The 425-nt window shown below is 53.2% G+C and carries 1 protein-coding gene and 1 pseudogene; both read left to right on the forward strand.

All coding sequences use genetic code 11. The features are described 5' to 3' along the window. Window positions 1-183, forward strand: a pseudogene (locus MN199_RS14815) (cation transporter); the annotation flags it as partial. Window positions 184-186: 3 nt separating this feature from the next. Beyond that, window positions 187-425, forward strand: a 239-nt coding sequence (locus tag MN199_RS14820; protein ID WP_047748537.1) for a signal peptidase II, incomplete at its 3' end; no start/stop codon positions are given.

A 425-nucleotide genomic window follows, 5' to 3' on the forward strand; every position in this document is an offset into this window, starting at 1 on the left:
GGGGCGCACATGAAGGCAAGCTGGATATTCTCGGCCAACGACGTGGTGATCAACCTGGGGGTCATCACCGCCGGCGCTCTGGTCGCGTGGACCGGGTCCAATTATCCGGATCTGATTATCGGCACCATCGCGGGGGTCATTGTACTTAACGGTGCTAGACGCATTCTGGCGCTCAAGGATTAAGCAATGTCCATTTTTGGCAAACATCTGTCACCGTACGCTCTGTTGTCCATATCGGGCCTGCTGGCAGCGTCTGATCAGGCTGTAAAGTGGCTGGTGCAACAATCAATGGCATATGGCGAGTCTATTTCAGTGACCTCATTCTTTAACTGGGTACACGTATGGAATACCGGTGCCGCATTCAGTCTTTTTGCGAATGGTGGAGGCTGGCAGCGCTACTTTTTTATCGGAATCGCGGTAGTGGT

It is taken from the genome of Rheinheimera metallidurans (assembly GCF_036983985.1).
GTDB classification, from domain to species: Bacteria; Pseudomonadota; Gammaproteobacteria; order Enterobacterales; family Alteromonadaceae; genus Alishewanella; species Alishewanella metallidurans.